The 25,249-nt window shown below is 46.3% G+C and carries 25 protein-coding genes; 14 read left to right on the top strand and 11 right to left on the bottom strand.

Annotated features, from left to right (window positions below; translation table 11 throughout):
- Positions 1-5 precede the first annotated feature (5 nt).
- Positions 6-1,202, top strand: coding sequence for a transporter (locus tag JT717_RS03670; protein ID WP_205508820.1), 1,197 nt, complete (start codon positions 6-8; stop codon positions 1,200-1,202).
- A 3-nt stretch (positions 1,203-1,205) separates the two neighbouring features.
- On the opposite strand, the gene JT717_RS03665 is transcribed toward JT717_RS03670, so the two are convergent.
- The 3 genes from JT717_RS03665 to JT717_RS03655 form a co-directional block, all read right to left on the bottom strand.
- Entirely contained in the window at positions 1,206-1,634 is a 429-nt protein-coding gene (locus JT717_RS03665) for a DinB family protein (protein WP_205508819.1), read from the bottom strand.
- A gap of 115 nt (positions 1,635-1,749) precedes the next feature.
- Positions 1,750-3,516, bottom strand: coding sequence for a WG repeat-containing protein (locus JT717_RS03660; RefSeq protein WP_205508818.1), 1,767 nt, complete (start codon positions 3,514-3,516; stop codon positions 1,750-1,752).
- 69 nt (positions 3,517-3,585) lie between these two features.
- Positions 3,586-4,782: a thiolase family protein gene (locus tag JT717_RS03655; protein WP_205508817.1), complete on the bottom strand. Its 1,197-nt coding sequence runs from the start codon at positions 4,780-4,782 to the stop codon at positions 3,586-3,588.
- 238 nt (positions 4,783-5,020) lie between these two features.
- Between JT717_RS03655 and rlmN the strand changes: the two genes are divergently transcribed.
- From rlmN to JT717_RS03635, 4 genes are all read left to right on the top strand, one after another.
- Positions 5,021-6,073, top strand: a complete 1,053-nt coding sequence (rlmN, locus tag JT717_RS03650) for a dual-specificity RNA methyltransferase RlmN (RefSeq protein ID WP_205508816.1) — start codon at positions 5,021-5,023, stop codon at positions 6,071-6,073.
- Positions 6,074-6,342: 269 nt separating this feature from the next.
- Positions 6,343-6,984 carry a Spy/CpxP family protein refolding chaperone gene (locus JT717_RS03645; RefSeq protein ID WP_205508815.1) on the top strand — a complete coding sequence of 214 codons (642 nt, stop codon included), beginning with the start codon at positions 6,343-6,345 and terminating at the stop codon, positions 6,982-6,984.
- A gap of 108 nt (positions 6,985-7,092) precedes the next feature.
- Entirely contained in the window at positions 7,093-8,373 is a 1,281-nt protein-coding gene (locus JT717_RS03640; protein WP_240347795.1) for a pseudouridine synthase, read from the top strand.
- Complete coding sequence (locus JT717_RS03635) at positions 8,366-9,085, top strand: RluA family pseudouridine synthase (RefSeq protein ID WP_205508814.1); 720 nt, start codon at positions 8,366-8,368, stop codon at positions 9,083-9,085. Before JT717_RS03640 ends, JT717_RS03635 begins: the two co-directional genes overlap by 8 nt.
- A 77-nt stretch (positions 9,086-9,162) precedes the next feature.
- On the opposite strand, the gene JT717_RS03630 is transcribed toward JT717_RS03635, so the two are convergent.
- Entirely contained in the window at positions 9,163-10,434 is a 1,272-nt protein-coding gene (locus JT717_RS03630; RefSeq protein WP_205508813.1) for a metal-dependent hydrolase family protein, read from the bottom strand.
- Between the two features lie 124 nt (positions 10,435-10,558).
- Here JT717_RS03630 and JT717_RS03625 point away from each other — a divergent pair, with 124 nt between their 5' ends.
- Positions 10,559-11,350 (top strand): hypothetical protein, encoded by a 792-nt coding sequence (locus JT717_RS03625; RefSeq protein ID WP_205508812.1) that lies wholly within the window; start codon positions 10,559-10,561, stop codon positions 11,348-11,350.
- Positions 11,351-11,417: 67 nt separating this feature from the next.
- Here the strand turns inward: JT717_RS03625 and JT717_RS03620 are convergent, their stop codons facing one another.
- Positions 11,418-12,053 (bottom strand): peroxiredoxin, encoded by a 636-nt coding sequence (locus JT717_RS03620; protein ID WP_205508811.1) that lies wholly within the window; start codon positions 12,051-12,053, stop codon positions 11,418-11,420.
- Positions 12,054-12,230: 177 nt separating this feature from the next.
- A complete protein-coding gene (gene dinB / locus JT717_RS03615; protein ID WP_205508810.1) occupies positions 12,231-13,379 on the bottom strand; it encodes a DNA polymerase IV in 1,149 nt (382 codons plus the stop codon).
- Positions 13,380-13,574: 195 nt separating this feature from the next.
- Here dinB and JT717_RS03610 point away from each other — a divergent pair, with 195 nt between their 5' ends.
- Both JT717_RS03610 and JT717_RS03605 read left to right on the top strand, forming a co-directional pair.
- Positions 13,575-14,159, top strand: coding sequence for a Crp/Fnr family transcriptional regulator (locus tag JT717_RS03610; protein WP_205508809.1), 585 nt, complete (start codon positions 13,575-13,577; stop codon positions 14,157-14,159).
- 254 nt (positions 14,160-14,413) lie between these two features.
- Positions 14,414-14,968, top strand: coding sequence for a DinB family protein (locus JT717_RS03605; RefSeq protein WP_205508808.1), 555 nt, complete (start codon positions 14,414-14,416; stop codon positions 14,966-14,968).
- Between the two features lie 123 nt (positions 14,969-15,091).
- Here JT717_RS03605 and rimM read toward each other — a convergent pair whose 3' ends face one another.
- The 4 genes from rimM to JT717_RS03585 form a co-directional block, all read right to left on the bottom strand.
- Entirely contained in the window at positions 15,092-15,607 is a 516-nt protein-coding gene (gene rimM / locus JT717_RS03600) for a ribosome maturation factor RimM (protein ID WP_205508807.1), read from the bottom strand.
- Between the two features lie 223 nt (positions 15,608-15,830).
- Positions 15,831-16,265, bottom strand: a complete 435-nt coding sequence (gene rpsP / locus JT717_RS28720; protein WP_205508806.1) for a 30S ribosomal protein S16 — start codon at positions 16,263-16,265, stop codon at positions 15,831-15,833.
- A 129-nt stretch (positions 16,266-16,394) separates the two neighbouring features.
- A complete protein-coding gene (gene ffh, locus JT717_RS03590) occupies positions 16,395-17,711 on the bottom strand; it encodes a signal recognition particle protein (RefSeq protein WP_205508805.1) in 1,317 nt (438 codons plus the stop codon).
- Positions 17,712-17,918: 207 nt separating this feature from the next.
- Positions 17,919-18,794, bottom strand: coding sequence for a sigma-70 family RNA polymerase sigma factor (locus JT717_RS03585; protein ID WP_208025475.1), 876 nt, complete (start codon positions 18,792-18,794; stop codon positions 17,919-17,921).
- A 325-nt stretch (positions 18,795-19,119) separates the two neighbouring features.
- Here JT717_RS03585 and JT717_RS03580 point away from each other — a divergent pair, with 325 nt between their 5' ends.
- Positions 19,120-19,500: an START-like domain-containing protein gene (locus tag JT717_RS03580; protein WP_205508804.1), complete on the top strand. Its 381-nt coding sequence runs from the start codon at positions 19,120-19,122 to the stop codon at positions 19,498-19,500.
- Here JT717_RS03580 and JT717_RS03575 read toward each other — a convergent pair.
- Positions 19,497-20,108: a hypothetical protein gene (locus tag JT717_RS03575; RefSeq protein ID WP_205508803.1), complete on the bottom strand. Its 612-nt coding sequence runs from the start codon at positions 20,106-20,108 to the stop codon at positions 19,497-19,499. The two genes, JT717_RS03580 and JT717_RS03575, sit on opposite strands and share 4 nt — an antisense overlap.
- An 85-nt stretch (positions 20,109-20,193) precedes the next feature.
- On the opposite strand from JT717_RS03575, the gene JT717_RS03570 reads away from it, so the two are divergent.
- The 5 genes from JT717_RS03570 to JT717_RS03555 all read left to right on the top strand — a co-directional run bounded on the left by JT717_RS03570 (position 20,194) and on the right by JT717_RS03555 (position 25,152).
- Positions 20,194-21,681 (top strand): LptF/LptG family permease, encoded by a 1,488-nt coding sequence (locus tag JT717_RS03570; protein WP_205508802.1) that lies wholly within the window; start codon positions 20,194-20,196, stop codon positions 21,679-21,681.
- Positions 21,682-21,765: 84 nt separating this feature from the next.
- Positions 21,766-21,939, top strand: coding sequence for a PIN domain-containing protein (locus tag JT717_RS28755; RefSeq protein ID WP_369411689.1), 174 nt, complete (start codon positions 21,766-21,768; stop codon positions 21,937-21,939).
- Positions 21,940-22,009: 70 nt separating this feature from the next.
- Positions 22,010-22,993 carry a cation diffusion facilitator family transporter gene (locus JT717_RS03565; RefSeq protein ID WP_205508801.1) on the top strand — a complete coding sequence of 328 codons (984 nt, stop codon included), beginning with the start codon at positions 22,010-22,012 and terminating at the stop codon, positions 22,991-22,993.
- 194 nt (positions 22,994-23,187) lie between these two features.
- Positions 23,188-24,549 carry a dipeptidase gene (locus JT717_RS03560; protein ID WP_205508800.1) on the top strand — a complete coding sequence of 454 codons (1,362 nt, stop codon included), beginning with the start codon at positions 23,188-23,190 and terminating at the stop codon, positions 24,547-24,549.
- A 213-nt stretch (positions 24,550-24,762) separates the two neighbouring features.
- The gene (locus JT717_RS03555; protein WP_205508799.1) at positions 24,763-25,152 is read left to right on the top strand and encodes an RNA-binding S4 domain-containing protein; all 390 of its coding nucleotides are present in this window, start codon (positions 24,763-24,765) and stop codon (positions 25,150-25,152) included.
- The last annotated feature ends 97 nt before the right edge of the window (positions 25,153-25,249 follow it).

The following is a 25,249-nucleotide window of genomic DNA, read 5'->3' as shown; positions in this document are numbered from 1 at the left end:
TAACAGTGGCAGCATCTTTCAAACCCATCCGCTCTTTATTGCAAACAGGCACCAACACCAGTTCGCGCTGGTTCTCCTATATTGGCTTAGGCATTGGCGTACTGCTGTTGTTATGCTCCATTCAAATGTTCATCAACATTCAGCAGTTACTGGGCGGTGAAACCAAACGTAAGGAAGGTTATGACTTCATCTCCATCTCCAAGACCATTACCAATGAAACGATGGGGCAACTGGAAAAAAACCTCTTCAATGAAAATGACATTAAGGAGATCAGTGCCCAGCCATTTATCCAGGGTGTTTCGCCCTTAGTAGCCAACCGCTTCCGGGTACAGCTGAGCGCTGGTGATATTATTCCCTTCAGCACCGATATGTTCCTGGAGTCGCTGGACAATAACTTTATTGACACCGTTCCACCCAATTTTAGCTGGCAGGAAGGGCAGGATTATATCCCGATCGTTTTCTCCTCCGATTTCCTGGAAATATATAATGTATTTGCACCGGGTTATGGATTACCGCAATTGTCCGAAGCCACGGCATCGCAGGTGGTAGTGTATATAACCTGTTACGGCCCCAATGGCCTGCAGCAAACTTTCCGCGGTTCTATCGTAGCCCTGAGCGACCGCGTGAACTCTATTATTGTTCCCAAAAACTTCCTCGACTGGGCCAATAACAAATTTGGTAACACAACGAGCGTGCGCGCATCGCGGCTGTACATAAAGACCAACGACGCCAATAACCCCGATTTTCTCAATTATCTGCAGCAGAAACAGTATAAAGTCAATAAGGATAAAACAAAATTCGGCCGGGTTAAACAGGTACTGCAGGGCATTTTTAGCGGACTGGGCATATTCGGGCTGCTGGTGGTGATCCTGGCGCTGATGCTGTTCTCTTTTTACCTGCAGCTGATGATCGCGCGCAGTAAAGACAACCTGCAATTATTACTATTAATGGGGTATTCGCCCAACTGGCTCAGCAAAAATGTTTCGAAGCAATTTATTCCCGTATACATCCTGGTCGTATTAGTGGCGCTGGCCCTCGCCGAAGGCATGCAATGGGCCTTTCATCATTTTGCCATGTTCGACCGGCCCGAGCTTTCGGCGGTGCTGCACTGGACGGTATTAGCCACCGCCCTCTTTCTAATAGCGCTGTCGCTGTTCACCAATTACCGGATGGTGCGGAAACTGTTGTACCGGCTCGTATAACGTTCAATCGAAGATCTGCCGCAGGTGGTGCTCCATATGCTCAACATAATCGATCGCCAGCCATTCCAGGTTTTTGGCTTCGCCCGATGGCGTGATCACCGTATAGGCAATTTTATCGGCAGGTATGTTATTTAGTACAGTTAACACCTGCCTGTTCAACAATTGCCATAATTGCAACAGATGTTCTGCCGGAGATTGCTGGTAGCGATTGATAAGCACCAACGCATCCTGGTTATAACGGACAACCATGTAAGGCTGGGAAGAATATTGGCTATCGGTAAAACGCTTCAGATTATTTATAGCCGAATCGATGAGATGGCCCAGTATTTCCTGTTTCGACCATTTTCCAGGTGCCGGCTTTTTAAGAATAGTTTCGGCTGGCAGTTGTTTAAACCGGGCAGGAACTACCTGGATATGTTTCTCTAGTTGCATTAAAGCAGTTTGCAGGTTCATACGAGTGTATTGAACCTGCAAACTAAGTATTTATGCGCATTGACCATGCCGGCGCTTGTCATTGGCGCCTAGGCAAGCATTATTGGCCATTTCGCTATTTACCATCTTTGGTGATCTTATTACCGCTCACCCGGTATTTTTCATAACTGTCTTTATACGCTATAACGGTGCTGTTCTTGCAATTCACAAACTGGTATTCAAAAGGCAGTACGACATTGTTATTATTGTAGATATCCACTACGCCGTATTTACCACCCTTACCCGCTATTACCAAAAATGAGTTCATGTATTGCAGGTCGTCATAATTGAAAGGCAGCAGCACAGTACCATTTATTTCCACCATCCCATACTTGCCATTCTTTACGGCAATGATGCTGTTGTTGAAAGTCTCGGTTGAACTGTAACTGTATTTGCGGTAACCGATGAGGTCGTCGTATACAAAATCAATGCGGGGTTTACCGGTTATGGCATCTATCACTCCTTTTTTGCCGTTCTTAGTGGCCAGCAGGTAAGGCGTGTTATAAGTATCCGATGTATACATACGTGTGAGGGCATCATATTCTACCGGCAGAATAAAAACACCCGAACGGTTCACTACTCCCCACTTGCCGGCTTTCTTTACCAGTAAATACCGGTCGGCATCAATGATCTCATCATACTCAACCGGAAGCACAGAGGCACCTTCGGTTGATAACAATCCTTTTTTATTAGCTTTTGTTACTGTTACCAGGTCATAGCCGGTACTGGTGATCATGGTATACTGCAATGGCAACACTACTTTTCCATCATTCCCCATAATGCCATACTTGCCGCCTTTGGCCGTTATGAAAAATACTTTGGAAGAAGAATAACCACTGCGCAGGCGGGTCATTACATCGTAGTCGAGCGGTATGATCTTTTTTTCTGCAATGCTGATCACGCCTTTTTTACCATTGAGCTCAACCAAAGCATAATCGCCGTCGATATAAATATCCAACTGCGTGTACCAGTTGGAAAATACCTGTTCGCCACTGAGGTTAAAGAGCGTATACTGGTTTCCTTTACGTACCTGTACCAGGTTGTTCGACAATACATCAATACGATCATAGATGGCCGGGATCACCATTTTGCGGGATACAAAATTCATCAGGCCATACTTACCACCTTTCGAGATCTCCAGGTGCATGGAAGAATTGTATGACTTCCTGAGATTATCATACTCAAATGGGATCACGGTTTCATTCTGCGCATTGATCACGCCATCCCGGCCGCCTTTGTTCACTACATAATACACCATGCCATCGATGGTCATAGTGCTCATTTCATCATAAATGCAGGGAATGATGATCTGGCCTTTGGTATTGATAACGCCATGTTTAGAATTCAGCTTTACCTGCGACAGGTCGCTATCATAAAAACTGGAAATGTTCTCGAAAATGAACGGCGTGATCTTTTTCTTGGAGAAAAACTCCAGCAGGGCATACCGCTTGTTCTCATAATCGGCGCCCGTATGAGCAATGATCAGGTTCTTTTCGCGGTAGCTGGTATATATATAAAACGGTTCGCCATCAACTACATTGGTGGAGTTATTGGAAGTAGTTCCTGTTTTAGTCTCTTCCCTTTTCACTTCTTCCATCACCGGCGCCATCACCGATTCAACAATGCCTTCTTCTTTTACACTTTCGATTGATATACTTTCAACTTTAGGCTCTTCAACCACTTCTATATCCTGAACAACTTCAACCGCTTTTTCAACCGGAACCACTTTCTTAACAGGCTTCTCTTCTTTTTTTGTTTCCTTCTTTTTAGCAGCTGGCCTTTTTGTTTGGGCGTTTACAAACAGGGTGCTTAGTAAACCAAGGACAAGTAGAAATTTTCGCATAAGGGTATTAATATTGAATGGTAAAAGTAGAAATTCGTAATTCCCTTGCAAGTAAAATATGTTAAATCCCTAAACGCCCGCATAAACGATAGCGGCCCCCTGCCCTACGCCCACACACATGGTAGCCAGTCCATAACCCGCGCCCCGCTTTTTCATTTCATGCAGTAAGGTGGCCGAGATCCGTACGCCGCTGCAACCCAATGGGTGGCCAATAGCAATAGAACCGCCGTTAACATTTACTTTTTTAGCATCCAGCTGCAGGTCCTGCATACACGCAATGGATTGAGCGGCAAACGCTTCATTCAATTCAACCAGGTCAAGCTCATTCACGGTAATACCGGCCCGTTGCAAGGCCTTCTGGCTGGCAGGAACCGGGCCAATGCCCATGATCGCCGGATCGACGCCCGCTACCGCCATGGATACGATGCGCGCCATAGGCTGCAGATTGTATTTTTCTACCGCTTCTTCACTGGCCAGCAGCATGGCGGCAGCGCCATCATTGATGCCCGATGAATTGCCGGCCGTTACAGTTCCATCCTTTATAAAAGCCGGCCGCAGGGTACTCAGTTTTTCGAGTGAGGTGATCCGTGGCGGCTCATCCTTTTCAAGCAATATTTTTTCTTCCTTACCACCAAAGATCTCTACGCCACTGATCTCTTCTTTCCATCTGCCTTTATCCAGCGCAGCAAAGTATTTTTCCTGGCTTTGCAGAGCAAATTCATCCTGGGCCTGACGGCTGATCTTCCATTGTTTGGCCACGTTCTCGGCGGTTTCACCCATGGAATAGGGATAATATTTATCGGTGAGTTTTTTATTCGGAAAGCGCCAGCCAATGGTCGAATCAACCACTTCGGGCGTTCGGTTCCAGGCGCCGGAAGATTTCAACTGAACAAAGGGCGCCCGGGTCATGCTTTCCACGCCCCCGGCGATCAGCAGCTCACCATCGCCGCACATAATGGCCCGGGCAGCGTCCATAACGGCTTGCAAACCAGAGGCGCATAGGCGGTTCACGGTATTACCCGGCACGGTCACCGGCAAACCAGCCAGCAGGGCCGCCATCCGGGCTACATTGCGATTATCTTCCCCGGCCTGGTTGGCATCGCCGGCAATAACATCTTCAATAGCATTTACATCTATGTTGGTATTGCGTTGTAATATAGATTTAATCACATGGGCCAGCAGATCGTCGGGCCGGATCGTACTTAATGCGCCACCATACTTTCCAATAGGTGTTCTTACCGCATCGATGACATATACTTTTTTCATATAGTTTTTTGTTTGAGCATGTATTTCGCGTTCGCAAAGTAATTGTAAAGTAGTTAAATGCAGGCCCTGCACAAGAATTTTGTTTATTTAAACAATTCAGATGGCAAAGTAGCTATAAAACGTACGTGTTCTTACAACCGGTTAAGGCCTAAACTTTTAACAATATCTTGCTAAGGTATAGCCCTGGCGCCGGGTGCATACATTAGCTAATCCGCCCAAGCCGTTGTACCTTTGCAGGATGTTAAAAACGGCGAATAAGAATATCAGGCAGTTGAGCCTCAGTGAGCTGGAACAATATTTTGAAACCCTGGGCGAGAAGAAATTCCGCGCCAAACAGGTGTATGAATGGCTTTGGCTGAAACAGGCCCATTCTTTTGAGGCTATGACCAACCTGAGTAAGGAGCTGCGGGCAAAACTGGCCGATAATTTTTCTTTGCCGGCTTTAGCAGTAGACGCCACGCAATATTCTGCCGATGGCACTGTCAAATCGCGTTTCCGTACCCAGGACGGCCACTTGGTGGAAGGGGTGCTGATCCCTACCGATGAACGCAAAACAGCCTGCGTTTCTTCCCAGATCGGCTGTTCCCTCAGCTGCAAATTCTGCGCAACCGGGTATATGGAGCGCAAACGCAATCTGGAATTTGATGAGATCTATGACGAAGTAGTGCTGATCAATCAACAGTGCGAACGGGTGTATAATAAAAAGCTTAGCAATATCGTGTTCATGGGCATGGGCGAACCTCTGCTCAATTACAAGAACGTATTGCGGGCTATCGAGCGCATTACATCTCCGGATGGATTGGGCATGAGCCCACGCCGCATCACCGTTTCTACCGCCGGTGTGGCCAAAATGATCAAACAACTGGGCGATGATAAAGTGCGGTTCAAACTGGCGTTATCATTACATGCCGCGAACGATAAAAAGCGCAATGAGATCATGCCTATTAACGAGACCAATAACCTCAAAGCGCTGATCGAAGCCCTGAACTATTTTTATCAGAAAACAGAGAACGAGATCACCTTCGAATACATTCTCTTCAGGAACTTTAACGATAGTTTGAAGGATGCCGATGAACTGATCAGGATCTATCGCCAGGTGCCTGCTGATCTTGTGAATATCATTGAATACAATCCCATTGATGCCGCCCGCTTCGAAAAGCCCGAGGAAGAAACGGTTCAACAATTCATGAGCTACCTCGAACGGAACCGGGTAAACGCCCGTCTTCGCCGCAGCCGTGGTAAGGATATTGATGCAGCTTGTGGACAACTGGCTAATAAAGATCAGATTTAATTGTATTCAGTTATCAGTTGTTCAGTTGTTCAGTTATTCAGCCTCGCGACTGTATTTAACTTAATAACTCATGAACTCAATAAGGAACTTAATAAGTTAAGAACTTGTGAACGTACCACTCATCCTTGAATACGCCCACCTACGAAGATTTTCATACATGCATTAAACCTGCCCTCCCGGCAGGAGTCTATGATACTGTTATACGATTTTAACAAAGCCTGCCGAAGGTGATAAACCGAACCGGCATCTAAACAGTAAAAGAAATAAGTATGAAAAAAGCAATTGTAGGAATAGCGTTAGCCACATTTGTAGCGCTTGGCGCCAGTGCGCAGGATCAATCGATAAATAGTGCTCCCGATCGTTCTAAAATGCGTCATCACCGCGGCGATATGATGGCAAAACTCAACCTCACCGACGAGCAAAAATCAGCCATGAAGTCCATCAACGAAGATTACAAACAACAGATGGCTGATCTTAAAAAGAGTGAGGACAAGATAACCGTTACCGAGTGGAAAGGTAAAATGGCCACCATTCGCAAAGAGCACCACGAAAAAGTAAATAAGGTGTTAACGGCTGAGCAAAAGGCCGAAATGAAAAAGATGAAGCATCATGGCCGAAAGTTCCGCCAGGATAAACACAACCGCATTGAAAGAATGCAGAAGGAGCTGAACCTGACCGAAGAACAGGTAAGCGCTTTAAAAAAGAACCGCGAAGAAATGGTGCAGAAGATGAAGGCTGTGCGTGCTGATCAAAAGCTTACCGAAGAGCAGAAAAAGGCAGAACTGAAACAATTCAAACAACAGCAACACGAAAGCCTGAAATCAATTCTCACAGAAGAACAGTTGAAGAAGCTGGAAGAACAAAAGCAACAGCATAAACACCACAGGCAGCCAAAGCCTGTTCAATCATAAAGGCAAAATGCTTATTGATAAAGCTCTCTCCCTGGCCGAAACCGGGGAGAGTTTTTTATTTTGTACCTTTGCCGCTCACTACTGTTGAAAAACAGCAAACTACTACACATGGCACAAGGATTCAAGAAATTTATGGACAAAGGCGACAGCGGCGCCAAAAAGAAAGAACGCATCCGGCAGGAAAAGAAAAAGGTCCGCCAGGAAACCAAAGAATATTTCGAGAAGAAAAAACATGAAGCCCGGGAGGCGAGAGCCCAGGGTCAGGCAGGTGGTTACCAGTCGGAAAGAGGCAGAGAGGACTTTAAGCGAGGCACAGAGGCAAAAAGGCATAAAGGTATAGAGAAAGGCAAGCAGAGCGGCACAGAGGCAAAAAAGCAACGAGGCATTGAGAGCGGCACAGAGGCAGCAAGGCATAAAGGCAGCGAGGTAACAAGGCAACGAGGCATTGAGAAAGGCACAGAAGCAGCAAGGCATAAAGGCAAGGAGAAAGGCATTGAGGCAAAAAGGCAAAGAGGCTTTGAGAAAGGCAAGGAGCGAATGGAAGACCAAAAGCCGAAAGCAAAATTTGAGAAAGCAGAACGCCCGGGAACCCAACCACAAACCACTAACCATAAACCACAAACCACGAAACCGGAAACCGGTTCAATGCCCCTGAACAAATTCATTGCCCATGCCGGTATCTGTTCACGGCGCGATGCAGCTGAACTGGTGAAGGCGGGCAAAGTGATCGTAAACGGAGAAAAGATCGTAGAGCCCGGTCATAAAGTTTCTGATAAAGACGATATCAAAGTGAATGGCAAAAAGCTCTTCCTCCGCAGGAACCTGGTCTACATCCTGATCAATAAACCGAAAGACTATATCACCACTACCGAAGACCCCCAGGGCAGGAAAACGGTTTTAGACATCATACGCAATGCCACCGAAGAACGGGTATACCCTATCGGCCGCCTAGATAGAAATACGACAGGGGTATTGTTACTCACCAACGATGGTGAGTTGGCGCAGAAGTTATCACACCCCAGTTACGAAATAAAAAAGATCTACGAAGTAAAGCTCGATAAACCCCTCGTAAAAAAAGATTTCGATACCATCCTGAACGGCATCACCCTGGAAGATGGTTTTATTGCACCGGATTCACTCGCGTATGCCGATCCAAAAGATAAAAGCGTGATCGGTATCGAGATCCACAGTGGCCGCAATCGCATCGTTCGCCGCATCTTCAAACACATGGGTTACGATGTGCGCAACCTTGACCGTGTAATGTATGCGAACCTCACCAAGAAGAATGTAGACAGAGGCAAGTGGCGCTTTTTAACAGAGAAAGAAGTACGCCTGTTAAAATACCTGAACGCCTCTTATACAAAAAACAAAAACCTTACTCGTGGTTAAAGTATCACCGGAGATCATTTTCGAGAACGACTATTTTATCGTGATCAATAAACCGCCGGGCCTGCTCAGCATTCCCGACCGGGAAGGAAAAGAAATTTCGCTGAAAGAGATCTTGCTGCAGAGATACGAGCAGATCTTCACTGTTCACCGCCTCGACCGGGAGACCAGTGGCATTATTGTATTTGCCAAGGAAGCAGAAACGCATAAATTCCTGTCACAGGCATTTGAAGAAAGAGCAGTAGAAAAATATTACCAGGGCATTGTTACCGGCACCCTGCCCGAAAAACAAAAGACCATCGATGCCGCTATCAGGGAAAGCACCGTTAAAAGAGGGGTCATGCTCATTCACAAGAATGGAAAACCTGCCGTAACCGATTATGAAGTGCTGGAAGAATTCGGTAAGTTCTCGCTGGTTCAGTTCCGCATTCATACCGGCCGTACGCACCAGATCAGGGTACACATGCAATATGTTGGTCATCCATTGGTTTGTGATGAATTGTATGGTGATGGAATTCCTGTAAAGATCTCTTCTTTTAAACGCAATTATAAACTCTCGAAGAACGAGGAAGAAGAACGGCCCATTCTTGCCCGCACCGGCCTGCACGCCCAACGCCTGTGTTTTACCGATATGCAGGGTAATAAGCACGATCTGCAAGCCGAAATGCCGAAGGATATGCGGGCTTTGCTTCAACAATTGCGTAAAAACGCTTAAGTTATTCAGTTATTAAGTTATTGAGGTTGTAAGTAAATACCTCAGCCCAATAACTTAATAACTTTTGAACTCAATAACTATTTATAAACTATACCATCCTTCATTACGAAAACCACCCGCCCAACCGCCTGAATATCTTTTACCGGATCACCGTCAAGAGCAATGATATCCGCTAATTTACCCTTCTCGATACTACCGATCTTATCAGCAACTCCAACCAGTTCCGCCGCCGCCACCGTCGCTGACTGAATGGCTTCCATGGCCGGCATCCCTGACTCCACCATATACACAAATTCAAGCCAGTTCTTACCATGCGCATAAACACCGGCATCTGTACCGAAAGCGATCTTTACGCCGGCCTTATACGCTTTTGCAAAGGTGCTTTGGATCTTCGGACCGATCGCCAATGCCTTGGGCGTTACCAGGGCCGGATAATATCCCGGCTTTTTGGCTGAATCACCAACGGATCGGCCGGCAGTTATTGTCGGAACATAATAAGTGCCGTGCTGTTTCATTAACTGCATTACTTCATCATCCATGAAGGTGCCATGCTCAATACTGTTCACCCCGGCTTTCACCGCTCTTTTCATCGCTTCGGCGCCATGGCAATGGGCAGCCACCTTATACCCATAATCATGCGCTGTTTCTACAATGGCTTTTATTTCCTCTTCCGTGAACTGTGGATTCTCGCCGCTTTTAGCTACACTCAATACCCCGCCCGATGCCGTGATCTTAATAACATCGCTGCCTTCTTTATAGCGTTGCCTTACGGCCTTACGGCATTCATCGGGCCCATTAACGACGCCTGCAGCCGGACCAGGATCCCCCATCAGGTCCCTCCTGTACCCATTGGTAGGATCGGCATGTCCGCCGGTAGTGGCAATTGACTTACCGGCTGTATATACACGGGGGCCTTTGATCCACTTTTTATCGATCGCATTGCGCAGCGAAATATTCACGCCGCTGCCACCCAGGTCGCGCACCGTGGTGAAACCGGCCATTAAGGTGCGCTCTGCAAAAACCACCGATTGAAAAGCATAATCAGCCGGGTTATAGGTGAAGGTTTCCTGGTACCTGGTGGGACTGGTTTCATGTTCCACATGCACGTGGCAGTCAATCAAGCCCGGCAATACCGTGCGGTTCTTCAGATCAATTATTTTATCCGCACCGGAAGCTTTGGCATAACCCGCCACTACATCCACGATCTTGTTCCCTTCTACAATAACAGAGTATTCATTCATTACCTGCCCTTTGGTAACATCTATCAATTTACCGCAGTGCAGGATCGTTCGTTGCGCCAGCAGGATCACCGGATTACAGAGCAGTAAGAAAAGCAGTAGTTTTTTCATGTGACCGAAATTTTTATGGAAGATAAAACATTTGAATAGTTTATGGATCATAGTTAGAGGGTGACGGAAGATTTGCCCGGGCAAAAGGATATATGTAACTTTAAGATCATAAATTCCGGGTGCTATGTTCGGCTTATTTTCAAAGAAACCACCTGAATGCCCAATAGATACCGATACACGGCTTTGGATGGAGCAGGCCTTTGTTTGGCTCGTGCAGGAATTCGGCCAAAATAATATCCTCACCAAGTCAATGCTTTTGCCAACAGCCGAACATTTTCCCATCGCCTATGACGGTTCGAAAGATTCCTTTGAACAAACTGCCCATATCGTTGCCCGGCAAATGGAAATAGATCTGAACAATATCAACCTCGAGCTATATAATGAAAGTATCCAGGAAATAAAAAGCGATTATGGCTTCAGCGTATTTACTATACCCGATGAAAGCAGTACCGAGCAGCTCACCGCAGGCTTGTACTTCGGGAAAAATGATGCGGGCGCTTTTGATGTCTTTGTAGAAAGTACTAATCTAAAAGATCCTGAAAAGCTGGTGGCAACCATTGCGCATGAGTTTGCCCACATCAAACTGCTGGGCGAAAAACGCGTTCCTTTCAATGACGAATCCTTAACCGATCTGGCTACTGTAATATTCGGCATCGGCGTATTCAATGCCAACTGTGCATTCCGGGAAATAAAGAATTTCAGTGCCCGGGGCCATCATACGCTGGGTTATCTTAAACAACGGGAATGGGGTTATGCCCTGGCGCTATATGCCTATTTCAGGCAGGACAAGGATCCAGCCTGGATAAATTATCTCACCCCCAACATAAGATCCGATTTCAAAAAAAGCACCGCTTTTATCAACGCCAATACCGACAGGATCTTCAGGGAAAAGTACAATCCGCGTAAACAGCCATAAAGCAAAGATCCCGTACCAGATATACCGGAGCGGGATCATGCATATAACAGTGATTCTTTTATCAATCTTATTGATTGGGCTGAGGCGTATAACGCAGGTAAGGCTTGATCACTTTCACGCCTTTAGGGAATTTCTTGATAGCGTCATCAGTAGAAACGGCCGGAACCACGATCACGTCCTCACCATGTTTCCAGTCGGCGGGTGTAGCCACGCTGTAATTAGCAGTCAGCTGCAGTGAGTCAACTACACGTAAAACTTCATAGAAGTTTCTTCCGGTAGAAGCCGGATAGGTGATCATCAGTTTCACCTTTTTATCGGGCCCTATTACGAACAGTGAACGAACGGTAAAGGTTTCAGAAGCATTGGGATGGATCATATCGTACAGGGTAGCCACATTTCTGTCTTCGTCGGCAATGATCGGGAAACCAACATTGCAATTCTGGGTCTCATTGATATCATTAACCCAGCCGATGTGTTTATCGAGCGGATCAACACTAACTGCCAGCACTTTTACATTGCGTTTGGCGAATTCTTCCTGCAATAAAGCCGTTTTGCCTAATTCAGTCGTACAAACAGGGGTATAATCAGCAGGATGGGAAAACAGGATGCCCCAGCCATCACCAAGGTATTCATAGAAGTCAATATCGCCGGCGGTAGTCTTAGCCTGGAAGTTAGGGGCGATGTCGCCTAATCTTAAACTCATATACTAAGTATTTTAAGGTTGATAAAATGATTGTTACCCTATATTGCGGGGGTACGAAGATACAAATCCCTACTCATAAAGTAGACTGATGCCTGATTTTTTGTTTTCCGGATCAAAAAAGGGGTCCTGTTGGGTATATAGCATTAAAAACCAGGCTGATTAAATACTGGTTAAATCTTATTTTTTACCGGTAGCCTTGGTCAACGATTTGCTGCCGAACCGGTTCTTCACATCGTCGATAGCCTTATAAAGCTCGGTCTTTTTTTCAACATTACTGAACAAATTCGTTTGCACCGCTTCATCGGTGAGTTCGCTCAGCCGCACACCCAGTAAGCGCACCGGCTGCCCTTTACGATAGAGCTTGTGGAACAGGTCTTTAGCCTTGGGAATAAGCTCATCATCGTAGAAGGTGTAGGCAATGGTGGTTTGACGCGAAGTAGTTTCGAAATCGGGATAACGTATTTTTACTGCAATACAACCGGCCATTTTATTGTCCTGCCTCAATTCATACGCCACTTTTTCTGTCATACCCACCAGTTCGTTGAGCAGCCTTTCCGTATCGAGTACATTTTCTTCGAATGTACTTTCCGTAGAGATCGATTTTGCCTCATGGTAAGGCACTACAGCGCCGTGGTGAATGCCATGGGCTTTATTCCAGAGATCAGCGCCATATTTCCCAAAACGGTTCTCGAGCAGCTCTATGGGCTGTGCCGCCAGGTGGTCGATGGTCTCGATGCCCAGATCGCGCAGGGCCTGGTACATATGTTCACCCACGCCAGGGATCTTGTTCACTCTTAAAGGCGCCAGGAATTCTTTCTCGCGGCCAAAAGCAATGTGCAGATAACCATTCGGCTTGGCCTCATCGGTAGCGATCTTGGCCACCATTTTATTGCCCGCCAGTCCGAATGAAATGGGTAAACCCGTTTTATCAATGATCTCCTGCCGCAGGTCGATCGTCCATTGATAGGGGTTGAAATACTTATCCATTCCGGTTAGGTCGAGGTAGAACTCATCAATGGAGGCTTTTTCGAACAGCGGCGCTTTGGCGGCAATGATCTCCGTCACCCAACGGGAATAGCGGCTGTATTCGCCGCGGCTGCCACCTACTACGGTAGCGTGCGGACATAAGCGCAGCGCTGTTTTCATGGGCATGGCGGAATGGATCCCGAATTTACGGGCCTCATAACTACAGGCAGCCACTACCCCCCGCTCCCGTCCACCCACGATCAGTGGCTTTCCCTTCAAAGCAGGATTATTGAGGCACTCTACAGAAACGAAGAATGCATCCAGGTCGAAATGCGCTATTATTCTCTGAGGACTGTTCATTCAATACACAAGTTAGTGAAATTGGGGAATGGTAAAATGTTCCCGGTCACCGGTTTCCGGGTTCCGGGCCCTTACGGTTCAGCATTCTCCCTACTGTTTAAGGGAATTTTGGATACGGCCAGAGAAACTGGTAAATGTCAACCGGTAACCGCCCCATTGTTTGATAATATTTAATTTTACTCAAAACACGCAAGATTGGAAGAAGGCCTCCAACACTTAAAGAAACATTTATTCAGCATGCATCCGCTGAGCGATGCAGAATGGGATGAAATGGCTGGCATCTGGCAGTTACACCATTACAAAAGAAAGACGATTCTGACGGCTGCCGGTGAAACCGAACGCCATGTGTATTTTGTGTTGAATGGCGTACAACGTATCTTTTATATCGATGCCACCCATGAAGCCACCCTGGTGTTCACTTACCCCTATTCTTTTTCCGGCATTGCAGATTCCTTTCTCACCCAAACCCCTTCGCGTTATTTCCTCGAAACCCTTACCAGCAGCACCCTCATGCGCACAACACATACCCAGATGCAGCAGTTGGTGGACAAATACCGGAATGTTGAAAAACTGCTGGCCAGTTTTACGGCCTTTGCCCTCAAAGGTGTACTGGAGCGGCAGGTAGAATTACAAACGTTCAGCGCCGAAGAAAAGTTCAAAACACTGTTGAAACGCAGTCCGCACGTATTGCAGCTGATACCCCATAAATACCTGGCCTCTTATTTAGGTATGGATGCCACCACTTTCAGCAAACTGATGGCTACGGTTCGTATTGAATAGGTGGGGAATGGTGAATGGTCAATGGTGAATGGTCAATAGCTCGCGAATTTTGCAATTAATAATTGATCTTGCGCCGCCGAAAATTTTGCCTTGTGCCTTTTTGCCTTTCGCCTTGTGCTTTTGCCTTTGTGCGTTTGTGCCTTTTTGCCTCTATGCCTTTCTTGCTCCCTTTTGCCTTATTTATTAAATCTTGGTCCCCACCAACTTTTTTGAATTTGGCAGCGGGTAGCTTTGTATCCCAAACCATCAGATCAATGAAAAAAGTACTGGCTTCTTCCCTGCTTGAGACCTTACAGGCCGATACTCGGCAGATCTTGCTCAGGCTGGCTTATTTGAAACAATTGCCGCTGAGCCGGCTCACACAGCAACCAGCGCCCGGCCGTTGGAGCGTAGCGCAGGTCCTGGAACATCTGAACACCTACGGCCGTTATTATCTGCCGAAGGTGGAACAGGCCATCGCGAATTCGAACACTGAAGCTGCGGGTTACTTTACTCCAGGCTGGCTGGGCGGATATTTCACTAAAAGTATGCGGCCAAAACCCGATGGCAGCATTCCCAATAAAATGAAAACCTTTAAGGCGCATGATCCCCTGCCCACGATCGATGCGGCGAAGGCTTTAGCGGAGTTTGAACAGCAGGAAATATGGTTACTTGAATTGTTGAAAAAAGCCCAACAGGTAGATATTGGTCGCCTGCGCATACCTGTTTCCATTGCGCCATTTATAAAACTGAAAATGGGTGATGTGTTCGGTTTCATCATTGCCCATCATCAAAGGCATTTTGTGCAGATTGAAAAAATAATTAGCTAATTTGCTAATGTGATAATATGCTAATGCTTGGGTTGCGAATTTCCTTCCATTGTCGAAATCGCTCTTTAACTTCAGCCTGGCCTCACTGACATTAGCACATTAGCAGATCAGCACATTAGCACATTATGAGTATATGTCAAGCAGCCCCTCTGGCAGCTCAACATGCACCTGTTTGTTCTTTTGATCGATCTTCAACAGGAAATCTTCATGCACGGGAATGAGCGCCTCCTTGCCCTTATGATCTATCCGGCAAAGGATCTGATGCGGTTGTTCAATAATTTCGAGTATTTCACCCAGGTCGGTTCCTTCATTGATGATATGAAAGCCCAGCAGCATAATGGGGGCCGACTTGGAAACATATTTTTCAAATTCCTCCTGCGGCAGCCATACCCTTTTCTGCATCAGGCGGTGAGCCGCTTCTTTGGTATCTATGCCTTCGAATTTCAGGAACAATTCCTCATCATTTTTAATGCGGGCGCCTTCCAGGAAATAAGGCAGCATCTCCTCTTTCTTTTCCTCTATAAAAATGGTTTCAAGGCCTTTTAACGAGGTCTTTTTACCCAGTTGGTGGTGCAGCACCACTTCTCCTTTCACGCCAAATGTGGCCACTATTTTTCCAATGCTGTGATAGTTCGTCATATGCCTGGCAAAGGTAGCTTTTCAATGAACAATGGGCAATAGCAACGGGCAATTGGCAAATGCGCAATGGGCAATATCCTTCACCCACATATTTGCCGATCACCGCCTCAGCTTATGCCTTGCAAAACCGTATACAGGAATAACAAAGGGTATAAAAGAAAAAAATCCTTCCGGAACACCGGAAGGATTTAACAAGTTGACAGCTAGCTATACTGCGTTAGGATTATTCTCCTCTGCCTTTCCGCACTGGAGGTGCACCAGCTCCACCTGGTCTGCGTGGTCTTCTATCCTTAGCATTTGATTCCTGGCGTTTTTTAACCTGAACCTCGTGCTCAGCATGCCACTTCTGGAATTTCTCCATAGCGGTAGCTTCGTCGAATAGACCCAGTTTTACACCACGCAACAAATGTTTCAGGTACAGTACACCTTTGTAAGACAGAATTCTGCGCACGGTGTCAGTAGGTTGAGCGCCTTTATGCAGCCAATCGAGGGCTTTCTGGCGATCTAACTGAATAGTTGCAGGAACTGTAAGAGGGTTGTAAGTACCTAACTTCTGGATGAACTTACCATCACGCGGAGAGCGTGCATCGGCCACTACGATGAAATAAAAAGGTCTTTTTTTAGACCCATGGCGTTGCAGTCTGATTTTAACTGGCATCTTAAATAGAAATTTAAATGCGTGAACAAATAGGGTTACTTTCCATTATAACGATTGCAAAAATAACAATCGAACTGATTTTTCCAAATTTAATAATTCAAGTGGATAAATTTTCTGAAACTGAGCCATTTATCTCTTCATTCCCATTCTTCCCATCGGCATCTTATTCATCATTTTCATCATCTGTTTCATCTGGTCAAACTGCTTCAGAAATGCGTTCACTTCGCCAATATCTTTACCGGCGCCTTTGGCAATTCGTTGCTTACGGCTCATGTTGATCAGATCCGGATCATTGCGCTCTTCGGGGGTCATGGAGTTGATCATTGCCTCAATGCCTTTGAACGCATCGTCGCTGATATCGATGTCCTTGATGGCTTTTCCAACTCCGGGTATCATGCCCAGCAGGTCTTTGATATTACCCATCTTTTTTATCTGTTCCAGTTGTTGTTTGAAATCTTCAAAGTTGAACTGGTTCTTGCGGATCTTCTTTTCGAGTTTACGCGCCTGTTCTTCGTCGAACTGTTGCTGTGCTTTTTCAACGAGGGTAGTAATATCACCCATGCCCAGGATACGCTGGGCCATACGCTCAGGGTAGAACACGTCGAGCGTATCGAGCTTTTCGCCGCTGCTTACAAACTTAATGGGTTTTTGTACTGTGTATTTGATCGAGAGGGCAGCACCACCGCGGGTATCGCCATCTAACTTTGTCAATACCACGCCGGTAAAGTCAAGCCGATCATTAAACGCTTTTGCCGTGTTCACTGCATCCTGTCCGGTCATGGAATCAACCACAAACAGGATCTCCTGCGGATTAACGGCTGATTTTACATTGGCTACCTCGGTCATCATAGTTTCATCGATGGCCAGGCGGCCGGCGGTATCGATGATGACCACATTTTTATTCCTGCTGCGGGCTTCTTTGATGGCGTTGGATGCGATCTGCACCGCATTTTTGTTTTCCGGTTCGCTGTATACATCCACCTGGATCTGCTCGCCCAGTACTTTCAGCTGATCGATGGCCGCAGGGCGGTAAATATCGGCAGCCACCAGCATGGGTGACAGGCGGCTTCTGGATTTCAGGAAGTTGGCCAGTTTGGCGCTGAAAGTGGTCTTACCGGAACCCTGTAAACCGGCGATGAGAATCACGGCCGGATTGCCTTTGGCGTTGAATTCGCTTTCGCTGCCGCCCATGAGGTCAACCAGTTCGTCTTTCACGATCTTTACCATCAGCTGGCCGGGGCTAACTGCAGTTAATACTTTTTCTCCCAGGGCTTTATCTTTCACCCGGTCGGTAAATTCCTTGGCAATTTTATAGTTTACGTCGGCATCCACCAGGGCGCGGCGAATGTCTTTAACGGTGGCAGCAATATTGAGTTCGGTGATCCGGCCTTCGCCTTTTATCTGTTTTAAGGCCGACTCCAGCCGGTCGGTAAGATTTTCAAACATAACTTCCTGTTTTTTGCATTCAGAATCCTGACAAGCTGTGCCCCGCCTGGCCTGTCCTTGCAGGCGAAACCTGGCACATCTACCAAATGCTAATAAAAGCAAAAAAGTGAATATACCGTCAAGTTATATTCACTTAATGGACTGCAAATTTACAGGAAGTAAATTTTGTTGTGTAAAGTTTCTTTTGCCGGTTATCAGTTTTTAAGGTTAAACGCCCAAAAATCCCCGGAGGGCCTTGGAACGTGAATTGGTGCGCAGTTTGGTAATTGCTTTGTCCTTGATCTGGCGTACCCGCTCGCGGGTGAGATTGAATTTCTCGCCGATATCTTCCAGGCTCATGGGATGATCGACACCTAAACCAAAGAAATAGCAGATCACTTCTTTCTGCCGCTCGGTGAGCATTTTCATGGAGCGCTCAATTTCCTGCTTAAGGGATTCTTTGTGCTCGATGTTGGTCTCTGCCCTTTCAGCATTGTGATTCTCCAGCACATCTATCAGGGTATTGTCTTCCCCTTCAGACAGTGGCGTATCCATGCTTACGTGCCTGGCCGCAATGCCCAGGGTGGCAGAAACCTCATCGGTTTCAAGTTCCAGCAGTTCTGCCAGTTCTTCGGGCGAGGGTTCACGTTCAAACTCCTGTTCCAGCTGCGAAAAAGCCTTCTGGATCTTGTTTGTTAACCCTACTTTGTTTAAAGGAAGCCTTACAATACGCGATTGTTCGGCTAATGCCTGAAGAATGCTTTGGCGGATCCACCACACGGCGTAGGAAATAAATTTAAAACCACGGGTTTCATCAAAACGCTGCGCTGCTTTAATGAGACCCAAATTACCCTCATTGATGAGGTCTGGTAATGAGAGGCCTTGATTTTGATACTGCTTGGCTACGGATACAACGAATCTCAGATTCGCTTTTGTTAGTTTGTCAAGGGCTGCCTGGTTTCCTTGCTTGATCAAACCCGCGAGTTTTACCTCTTCTTCGGGACTGATCAATTCAACTTTTCCGATTTCCTGCAAGTATTTTTCAAGGCTCTGAGATTCACGATTCGTAATTGATTTCGTGATCTTGAGCTGCCGCATACTCATAGGTAGGACATTTTAAAGGGTTTTTTAGGTTTAAGTAACGGTCAATGGTTTAGAAAAAACGAAATACCTGTCGTATTTGTTATATGAACAAGCATTTTGTTATTAAAAATCTGAGAAAAATCTCATCACCTAATATACCCAATTCTCTTATCTCCCTCAAAATTATTCGTAACCTGCTGGTAGTCAGATATATGAAAATTTTTTGCTTATTTATTCATTTTTAGCACTTTTTACCTGATTTTGCCAAAAAAAAATTTTGGGGGTAGCATTAATTTTCTATACTTGCACCATTGGTATTTTCAAAAAAGATCAATATTAGGGTTAGATGAGTAAGAAACAAATATTTACGTTAGAGTATCCGGTAAGATGTTCTCCTTCCATTTTATACGAATTCTTAAGTACGCCTGCAGGTTTGCAGGAATGGTTCGCTGATAAAGTAGACGAAAGAGATAACGTTTTCAGTTTTTCCTGGAACGGAACTACTGATAAAGCCGAAGTAATGGAAAGCGAAGAAGAAAAATTTATCAGGTTTCATTGGTTGCATGCACCCAAAGATGAATATTTTGAATTCAGAATTGAGAAATCAGAAGTAACGAATCAGACCATCCTAGTGATCAAAGATTTTGCAGATAAAGGTGAGGTTAAAGACCAGAGCCAGTTATGGGGTTACCAGGTTAAAGACCTGTTTCACCGGCTCGGCAATTAATGCCCAATGGTTTTAACGATCGTTTTGTAAAGGCCAAGAATTAATGCTTTTGATTCATTCCACTGAGGAAGTGAAATTTTAGCGGATAGCTTGCAGAAATCATTAGCCAGCAGGATTTTTTCTATAGCGGAAGAATCCAACTGGGTGAGAGGCTTGTAATTGTCTTCTTCAAATTCATAACGCCATTCATCTTCACTTACACAGAGATAAAACTGCTGTGCGGTCAATAATGGTAAATTAACGATCAGCTTTTGCTGGAATTGATCTTTATACCGCCCTTTCAAATGCAGGGTCACACTGAAAAAATGTCCCCACCAGAACATCGTGCGGATCGCAAATGTATGCTGGCGGTCAAATGATCGCGGAAAATCCAGTACCACCCAGGGCAGTCCCTTATAATTTTCGCCTTTCGAGATCTTGGCTGATGGAACCAATACGTTTTCTATTCCCAACGCGGCCAGGCCCGTAGGATCACCCTGCACTTCCTGCGCAATTTCCCCGAATAAAGCATAAACTTTCTCTATAATCGTATTCTTTGTTAAAAGCCAGCCGGCATTTTGCACCAACGATAATTCCTCTGCTGAAAGCTGTATTTTTGCGGCGTCCATGCAGTAAAGGTAAGTGGCGGTTTGCAAGTAACAAATGTGCTTTGCGGCCGCCAATCAGAAACAAGAACCTAAGAACCAAGCGCCCGTGATAAAAAAGTTAGACATACTGGTTTTGCGATCATTTATCGGTCCTTTCATCGCAACCTTTTTCCTTACTCTCTTCGTATTGATCCTACAGTTCTTCTGGCTGTGGATCGATGACTTTGTGGGCAAGGGCATTGATGTTTTTACCATGCTTCGCCTGGTGGTATACCTGAGCGCAACCCTGGTTCCCCTGGCCCTGCCACTGGCCATCCTGTTGTCCTCTATCATGACCTTTGGTAACCTGGGCGAAACCTTCGAACTGGTGGCCATCAAATCGGCAGGCATCGGCCTGTTGCGTTTTATGCTGCCCCTCACCGTTGTGGCCGCCCTGTTATCGGGTATGGCTTTCCTCTTTAACAACTATGTTATACCGGTAGCCAACCTGCGCATGAAGACCCTGCACTACGACCTCGTAAATAAGAAACCGGCATTCGACCTCAAAGAAGGCGTATTCTATACCACTATTCCTGATTACGCCATCAAAGTTTCTAAAAAAGAAAATGACTCCATTTTACACAATGTGATCATTTATGAATCCAGCACCGGCCCCCAGGACAATATTGTAGCCGCGGAAAAAGGCATTATGCGGCTTTCTTCCGACAAACGCTTCCTGGAGTTTATTCTCTTCAACGGCTGGCGTTACGAAGAAAGGGGTAACCGTTATGCCCATAACACCGATTTCATCAGGCTGGGTTTTAAAGAATATAAAAAAGTACTCGACCTCAGCTCCCTGGCCCTCATTCAAACGCCCGACAGCACCTATAAGGACCGCTATGAGATGTTAAGTACCCGGCAGCTGAGCAAGAATGTAGATTCCATCTCAAGAAGCCTGGCTAAGTTCAAAGACCGTGATATCAGGGAGCTGCAGGGCTATTTTATGTTTTCGAAATACCTCGACACCGGCTGGATCGATGTAAAAGTGCCGCCCGTTAAAAAAGGCGCCCGCTTCATAGATCTGTTGCCCGATAGTGCAAAGATGTCGAAGAACGATAAAGTGCTTTCTGCGGTTAAACAAACGGTGGTAGACCAGAGCATATCTTACGCCAACTCGGTTAAGTCGACCATTGAGGGACCGTCATGGGATTATGATGGCAAGCGTAAGGAACTGCGCATGACCATGATGACTTACCACGAAAAGATCACCATGTCCATTGCAGTGCTCGTCCTGTTCCTGATCGGTGCACCATTGGGATCTATTGTACGCAAAGGTGGTATCGGAACGCCGGTCGTGTTTGCGGTGATCTTCTTTGTGATCTTCTTCCTGCTCAACAACTTCGGTAAAAAGTTTGTGAAAGAAGATGTGTTACAGCCTGCTGCCGGTATGTGGCTGGCCACCGCTGTGCTCTTGCCTATTGGCATGTTCCTTATTTACAAAGCCCTGCACGATTCGCAATTGTTCAATAAAGAATTTTACTTCCGCGTATACCGCGGCATTAAGCGGTTAATAGGCAAGAAAAAAGCTGCCAAACAACAACCACAAACGGCCTAAGAAGCGTTGCAGGCTACAGGTTGCAGGCACGTACCCAATCATCGTTGCTCGTAAAGAAATTTTTCCCAGTTACCAGTTACGGAGATCGTTGTATTGCCAATCGCCTTTGATCACATTCACACACTAAGAAATCTTGATTTTCACCATAGAGACCCGTTTGACAGGTTAATAATAGCGCAGGCAATTAAAGAAAATCTAACAATTTTGCGCCGGGATTCGAATTTTTTTAAATATCCCGTAAAATTGGTTGGGGGTTAAAGTTTTATGTGAGCCACCCCGCCTTGCTTTATACGATCTGGCTTTGCTACCTTCGCCCCAAATAACTTGCATGCAGTCAGGCAGGGAAAATTTACGGGTACAGAAATGGGTGGTAACAGTAGCCGTACTGCTGTTCATCATTAAAATGGTGGCCTACTGGCTGACCCGCTCTGTGGCCATCTTAACCGATGCGCTGGAAAGCACCGTAAATGTGATTGCCGGATTTATTGGTTTGTACAGCTTGTGGGTTGCAGCCAAACCGCGCGACGAAAACCATCCCTACGGTCATGGCAAGGCCGAATTCCTGAGCGCCGCCGTTGAAGGCACACTGATTATAGTAGCTGCCCTGGTGATCATTTATGAATCTGTTCTCCATTTTGTTTATCCGCGGGAATTGCAACAACTCGATCGCGGCATCATACTGGTAGCCCTTACAGCCGTCATCAACTTTGTAGTAGGATATATAAGCATCCGTAAAGGAAAGAAAAACAATTCTCTTGCCCTGGTAGCCAGCGGCAAACACCTGCAGTCCGACACCTACTCTACCCTGGGCATTATCATTGGCCTCGTTTTGATACGACTGACCCATCTCACGTGGCTGGATGGTGTGATCGCCATCATTCTTGCATTTATCATCATGTATACCGGCTACCGCATTTTGCGTCATTCCCTCGCGGGCATCATGGATGAAGCCGATAAAGAACTGCTGCAGAAAATGCTGGCCGTTTTAAATGCCAACCGCCGCAAGAACTGGATCGACCTGCATAACCTGCGTGTGATCAAATATGGCGGACAATTTCATATTGATTGTCACCTCACCGTGCCCTGGTACCTGAATGTGGTGGAAGCCCATAAAGAAGTGGAAGAGCTGGGGCTGCTGATCAAACGGGAATTCGGAACCGTATTTGAACTCTTCGTACATACCGATCCCTGCCTTGATTTTTCATGCAGCATTTGCACCCGCGACGAATGCTCCGTTCGCAAGCGTCCTTTTGAAAAGCAGGTAGCCTGGACGCTGGAAAATGTGTTGAAGGATAAAAAGCATTCTTTGTAAAACCGAATAGTAAGTGGCGAGTGGCGAGTAGGAAAGACAAACAGGAAGGTTCCAGCCCAACCTGAAGAAAGCTATTAATCGTGATTGTCGGATAAAAGGCTCTACCAGCCATTTACCACTTACCACTAGCCAATAAAAACATATATTCGCTCACTGTTCCCAAATCACATTTATTACTAAATAAACTCATGATTATGCAAGCCTGGAAAGATTACCAGGAAAAGAACAAGGATCGCTTCCTGGATGAATTACTGGAATTGTTACGTATTCCTTCTGTAAGCGCCAATAGCGCCCATAAGGAAGATATGAGAAAATGTGCTGAAAAAGTAAGGCAGCGCTTGCTCGAAGCTGGCGCCGATAAAGCGCAGTTGTTGGAAACGGCCGGACATCCTGCTGTATTCGCTGAAAAGATCGTTGATCCTTCCAAACCTACAGTGCTGGTATATGGGCACTATGATGTGCAACCGCCCGATCCGCTCGAACTCTGGCACAGCGGTCCATTTGAACCGGTGATAAAAGATGGCCGGATTTACGCGCGTGGTTCTGCCGATGACAAAGGGCAGTTCTATATGCATGTAAAAGCCCTCGAGATCTTACATAAGACCAATTCATTGCAGAACAATATCAAGTTCCTCATAGAAGGTGAAGAAGAAGTAGGCTCACCCAACCTGGCCGATTTCGTGGCAGCGCACAAAGACCTCCTGAAATGCGATGTGATCCTCATCAGCGACAGTTCTATGATCAGCATGGATACACCTTCCATTGATATTGGGGTGCGTGGACTGGCCTATATCCAGGTGGAGGTTACGGGCGCCAACCGCGACCTGCACAGCGGCGTATACGGCGGTGCGGTAGCCAATCCCATTACCATGCTGGCAAAAATGATCGCCTCCTGCCACGACGAGAACAATCATATCACCATTCCGGGTTTCTATGACGATGTGGTGGAATCAACCACCGCCGAAAGAAAACTAATGGCGGAAGCGCCTTTTGATGAAACGGAATACAAGAACGACCTGGGCCTAAAAGAGCTGTGGGGCGAAAAAGGATATACCACCAACGAACGTACCGGCATCCGCCCAACGCTCGAACTGAACGGCATCTGGGGCGGTTATACCGGCGAAGGCGCCAAAACCGTATTGCCTTCCAAAGCCTATGCAAAGATCTCCGCAAGGCTGGTTCCCAACCAGTCGTCAGAAAAAATAACAGAGATGTTATTGCAGTATTTCCGGAAAATAGCGCCTGCAGGCGTTACCGTAGAAGCGTATAACCTGCACGGTGGTGAGCCCTATATGACACCCATCGATTCGAAAGCTTACCGGGCAGCGGCACAGGCCATTGAAACCACTTTTGGCAAAAAGCCCATCCCGGTTCGCGGCGGCGGCAGTATTCCGATCTGTTCCATCCTGGAAAAAGAACTGGGGGTGAAAATAGTGTTCATGGGGTTTGGCCTGGATAGCGATAACCTGCATTCCCCTAATGAAAAATTTGATCTCGTGAATTTCTATAAGGGCATTGAAACGATCCCTTATTTTCATAAATATTTTGCTTCTTAAAAGCTGGTAGTTAGTAGCGAATGACAAGGAGGGCTTCCTACTCGCCATTCGCTACTTTTTTTCTACGCTTTTTTTGTTTCCCACCAGCCACTCACCACTTACTACTCACCTCGCACCTATTCCCCTGTCTTTCCCACGCCACTTACCACTAACTACGCTCCTTGCCCGTTACGCATCAATTTTTTATCTTTGGAAAGAGAGAAACAGTGAATTATGAGTACAGAAAAAACAGAAAAACTCCGGCTGGATAAATACCTGTGGTCGATCCGTTTATTTAAAACACGTACAATGGCCGCTGCCGCCTGCGACACGGGAAAGGTGAAATACGATGGCGTTCAGGCAAAAGCCGCCAAGCAGGTGCATGTAGGCGATGAATACGAAGTGAAAACAGAAGCCCGCCGCTGGCGGATCAAAGTTGCGGGCCTGCTGCACAACCGCGTCGCCTATAGCGAAGCGATCAAATATTATATTGACATTACACCCGCTGAAGAATTGGAACGGCTCCAATTCCAGGCTTCCAGCTTTCATACCGGTAAACGCCTCAGTAAAATTGGCCGGCCTACCAAAAAAGACAGAAGGGACCTGGATGAGTTTATGGATTAACTGCCCAGCCTGCTGAAGGGTGAGATTTTAATTGCAATAGCTTATATCTGAAGCTTGTGCTTCGAGCTGTATTTCATTTGCATATTAGCAAATTATC

The organism is Longitalea arenae (genome assembly GCF_016924755.1).
Lineage (GTDB): Bacteria > Bacteroidota > Bacteroidia > Chitinophagales > Chitinophagaceae > Niastella > Niastella arenae.
Note: the sequence above shows the minus strand (reverse complement) of the source record. Positions and strands in the feature narration are given on the sequence as shown.

Coding starts and splice junctions, on each gene's coding strand:
- JT717_RS03660 (WP_205508818.1), bottom strand. CDS start 3,516: ATGCGAAAATTTCTACTTGTCCTTGGTTTACTAAGCACCCTGTTTGTA.
- JT717_RS03605 (WP_205508808.1), top strand. CDS start 14,414: ATGAAAAAAGTACTGGCTTCTTCCCTGCTTGAGACCTTACAGGCCGAT.
- dinB (WP_205508810.1), bottom strand. CDS start 13,379: ATGAACAGTCCTCAGAGAATAATAGCGCATTTCGACCTGGATGCATTC.
- JT717_RS03620 (WP_205508811.1), bottom strand. CDS start 12,053: ATGAGTTTAAGATTAGGCGACATCGCCCCTAACTTCCAGGCTAAGACT.
- JT717_RS03630 (WP_205508813.1), bottom strand. CDS start 10,434: ATGAAAAAACTACTGCTTTTCTTACTGCTCTGTAATCCGGTGATCCTG.
- JT717_RS03645 (WP_205508815.1), top strand. CDS start 6,343: ATGAAAAAAGCAATTGTAGGAATAGCGTTAGCCACATTTGTAGCGCTT.
- JT717_RS03565 (WP_205508801.1), top strand. CDS start 22,010: ATGCAGTCAGGCAGGGAAAATTTACGGGTACAGAAATGGGTGGTAACA.
- JT717_RS03625 (WP_205508812.1), top strand. CDS start 10,559: ATGTTCGGCTTATTTTCAAAGAAACCACCTGAATGCCCAATAGATACC.
- JT717_RS03665 (WP_205508819.1), bottom strand. CDS start 1,634: ATGCAACTAGAGAAACATATCCAGGTAGTTCCTGCCCGGTTTAAACAA.
- JT717_RS03580 (WP_205508804.1), top strand. CDS start 19,120: ATGAGTAAGAAACAAATATTTACGTTAGAGTATCCGGTAAGATGTTCT.
- JT717_RS03555 (WP_205508799.1), top strand. CDS start 24,763: ATGAGTACAGAAAAAACAGAAAAACTCCGGCTGGATAAATACCTGTGG.
- rpsP (WP_205508806.1), bottom strand. CDS start 16,265: ATGCCAGTTAAAATCAGACTGCAACGCCATGGGTCTAAAAAAAGACCT.
- rlmN (WP_205508816.1), top strand. CDS start 5,021: ATGTTAAAAACGGCGAATAAGAATATCAGGCAGTTGAGCCTCAGTGAG.
- ffh (WP_205508805.1), bottom strand. CDS start 17,711: ATGTTTGAAAATCTTACCGACCGGCTGGAGTCGGCCTTAAAACAGATA.
- JT717_RS03640 (WP_240347795.1), top strand. CDS start 7,093: ATGGCACAAGGATTCAAGAAATTTATGGACAAAGGCGACAGCGGCGCC.
- JT717_RS03575 (WP_205508803.1), bottom strand. CDS start 20,108: ATGGACGCCGCAAAAATACAGCTTTCAGCAGAGGAATTATCGTTGGTG.
- JT717_RS03655 (WP_205508817.1), bottom strand. CDS start 4,782: ATGAAAAAAGTATATGTCATCGATGCGGTAAGAACACCTATTGGAAAG.
- JT717_RS03585 (WP_208025475.1), bottom strand. CDS start 18,794: ATGAGTATGCGGCAGCTCAAGATCACGAAATCAATTACGAATCGTGAA.
- rimM (WP_205508807.1), bottom strand. CDS start 15,607: ATGACGAACTATCACAGCATTGGAAAAATAGTGGCCACATTTGGCGTG.
- JT717_RS03560 (WP_205508800.1), top strand. CDS start 23,188: ATGCAAGCCTGGAAAGATTACCAGGAAAAGAACAAGGATCGCTTCCTG.